Origin of the sequence: Actinophytocola sp. (assembly GCF_049647105.1) — a bacterium.
GTDB lineage: Bacteria > Actinomycetota > Actinomycetes > Mycobacteriales > Pseudonocardiaceae > Actinophytocola.
The window spans coordinates 1-3,093 of sequence record NZ_JBARWZ010000162.1 but is presented as its reverse complement, the minus strand read 5'-3'; the positions used below and the strand labels follow the sequence as shown (position 1 = coordinate 3,093).

Sequence of the window (3,093 nt, the reverse complement as noted above, 5' to 3'; positions counted from 1 at the left end):
GCCGTGAATGCCGGCGCCGCCGTCACCGTGCTCGAGACGCGAGGCGGCGAGGCTCATCGACGGCTCCCTGAGGTGGGGCGGCCCGCCCCACCCCGACCACTCCCTTGATATTAGGCAAAGCTAACCTAAGTTCTCAAGGTGTTCCCTTGCCCCGTGTGAGCAAACTGGCACTCACCGCTCCCGGGTGCCGGTCCAACTCCACCACAGCTCGCCGTAGCGGCCACCCGCCGCGAGCAGGTCGTCGTGGGTACCGGACTCGACGACCACACCCTCATCGAGCACGATCACCCGGTCCGCCGTCGCGGCCTGGGTCAGGCGATGGGCGATGACCAGCGTCGTGCGGCCCTCGGTCGCGGCCAGCGCCGCGGCCTCCAGCGCACGTGCGCCCGCGCTGCCCGCCTCCGCGGTCGCCTCGTCGAGGATCGCCACCGGCGGGTCGGCGAGCACCAGCCGGGCGAGCGCGACCTGCTGGGACTGCGCGGAGGTGAGCACGTGCCCGCCCTCCCCCACCTCCGTGGCGAGTCCGTCGGGCAGTGCCCGCACCCAGCCGAGCGCGCCGACGACGTCGAGGGCGGCGAGCGCCTCGTCGTCGGTCGTGTCCGGCCGGGCCAGGCGCAGGTCGTCAAGGAGCGAGCAGGAGAACACGTGCACCTCCTGGCTCAGCAGAGCCACCGCGGTCCGCACCCGGTGCTCGCCGAGCGCGGTCAGTTCGACGCCGCCGAGCCGCACCGCGCCGGTCGTCGGGGACAGCACCCCGGCCGCGACCGCGGCGAGTGTCGTCTTGCCAGCGCCGCTCGCGCCGACGAGCGCGACCCGCTCGCCCGCGCCGACGCGAACGGTGACCTCACGCAGTGCGGGCGGGCCTGCGTCGTAGCTGTGGGAGACCGCCGTGACCTCGAGCGACCAGTCGGCAGGCTGGTCCGGGTCGGCCGGTTCCCCGGTCAGCGGGAGATCGACGACCCCGGCCAGCCGCGCGAGGCTCGCGCCGGCCTCCTGGAGCTCGTCGAACTGGAGCACCAGCACGCCGATCGGGTTGAACAGCCGGTGGAAGTACAGCGCGGCGGCGGTGGCCGCGCCGATCGTGACGAGGTCGCCGCGCACCAGCAGGAAGCCGACCGTGAGCACGGCGGTGAGCCCGACGAACTCCGCCCGGTTGAGGCGGGAGGCGAACCGGGTGAAGAGCCAGAAGACACCGAGGGACAGGTCGACCGCCTCGGTCGAGCGGGCATCGATCCGGGCCGTGTGACGGTGCTCTAGCCGGTGGGCACGGATCGCGTGCCCACCGCGCAGCGAGCTGACCAGTTCCTGTGTGCGCCGGCCGACCGCGGCGCGTTCGCGTGCGTAGAAGGGCGCGGAGCGCGGCAGGTACCAGCGCACGGCGAGCACGTACATCGGCGCGGCGGCGAGGCCGGCGAGGCCGAGTCGCCAGTCCAGTACGAACAGCCCGGCGCCGGTGAGCACGACGGTGAGCACCGCCTGTACGACCTCCGGGCCGGTGGTGGTGATCGCGCCGGTCACGACCGACACGTCGTCGCCGACCCTGGAGACGAGGTCGCCGGTGCCGACCCGTTCGATGGTGGCCGACGGCAGGTGCAGCGCGCGGTCGACGACACGTTCCCGTATCCGCGCGAGGATCGTCTCGCCCAGCCTGGCCACGAGTGCCGCGCCGACGCCGGTGAGGACGCCGCCCACGATCGCGGCGCCCGCGATGACCAGCACGGCGAACCAGACCCGGTCGCCACCCTCGCCACCCGCGATGTCGTCGACCAGCCCGCCGAGCGCCCACGGCGCGACGAGTCCGGCCAGGCAGGCGCCGACGGAAACGGCCAGCGTGCCCACCGCGAGTCCCTGGTGCCCGCGTGCCTCGGCGCGGAGCACGGCCCAGGTGCGCCGCGAGGTCGCGATGGGCAGCATCGCGGTCTCCCCGGTCACCTCTGTCACCGCAGCACCGCCGTCCGGTAGTCGTCGTCGGTCTCGACCAGGTCGGCGTGGCAGCCCTCGCGGTCGACCGTGCCCGCGCGGACGACAACCACCCGGTCCGCCTTGCCGAGCAGGGCCGGGCTGCTGGTCACGACGACCGTGGCGGCCGGGCCCCGCACCCGCGCGCGGGTGAGACGCTGCGCCAGCCGCTCCTCGGTGACCGCGTCCACGGCGGTGGTCGGGTCGTGCAACACGAGCACGGGTGGATCGGCGATGAGTGCTCTGGCCACGCCGATGCGCTGTCGCTGTCCGCCGGACAGCGACATGCCCCGGTCGGTCACCGGCAGGTCGACGCCCTCGTCCCGGTTGACGAGCAGGTCCTCCGCGGCGGCGGTGTGCAACGCGGCGAGCAGGTCCTCGTCGGCCGTCCCGTCCCGCGCGCCCGCGATGTTCGACCGGAGGGTGCCCTCGAACAGCGCCACGTCGTGGTGCTCGACCAGCACCGTCGCCCGCAGTGCGTCGAGCGTCAGCTCACTGACCGGCACGCCGTCCACGAGCACGGCACCGGTGATCTCGTCCGCCGGGACGCGGCCTGCCAGCAGGGCGAGCAGCGTGTCGGCGTCCCGTTGGTCGTCGGCCACCACCCCCACCAGCTCACCCGGCGCGATCCGGAAGGACACGTCGCGCAGCGTCCGGCACGACACGGCCCGCAGCTCGATCCTCGGGTCGGTGGGCGCCTGCGCGGTTCGCAGGCCCGGTTCGACCAGCGGTGTGGCGCCGAGGACGGCCGCGACACGGTCGGCCGACGCACGCGCCATCGCCAGGATCTGACCGCTGAAGCCCAGTGTCCGCACGGGTTCCGCGAGGAACTGGGCGAGCCCGACGACCGCGACCAGCTCGCCGACCGTGAGCCGGCCGGTGGTCGCGTACCATCCGGCCACCCCGGCGATCGCGGCGAGGAACAGTCCACTGAGGAGGGTGGTGACGCCCTGGTAGGTCCCGGTCGCCGACGCGGCCCGGCGGGTCGCGGCGAGCGCCTGTTCGCTGGCTCCCCGGTAGCGGACGGCCGCGTGCCGCTGGGCGCCGATGCCCCGCAACGTCCGCAGCCCTGCGACGAGGTCGGTGGCCACGGCCGTGGTGCGGCCCGCCGCGGCCTGCCGCTCCGCGCTGCGC

At 74.4% G+C, this 3,093-nt stretch carries 2 protein-coding genes; both read right to left on the bottom strand.

The genetic code is table 11. The features are described from left to right. Positions 1 to 171: 171 nt before the first annotated feature. Positions 172 to 1,941 (bottom strand): ABC transporter ATP-binding protein, encoded by a 1,770-nt coding sequence (locus WBA97_RS20380; RefSeq protein WP_424232463.1) that lies wholly within the window; start codon positions 1,939 to 1,941, stop codon positions 172 to 174. Continuing rightward, on the bottom strand, positions 1,938 to 3,093 hold a 1,156-nt coding region (locus tag WBA97_RS20375; RefSeq protein ID WP_424232462.1), incomplete at its 5' end, for an ATP-binding cassette domain-containing protein. The genes WBA97_RS20375 and WBA97_RS20380, both read right to left, overlap by 4 nt.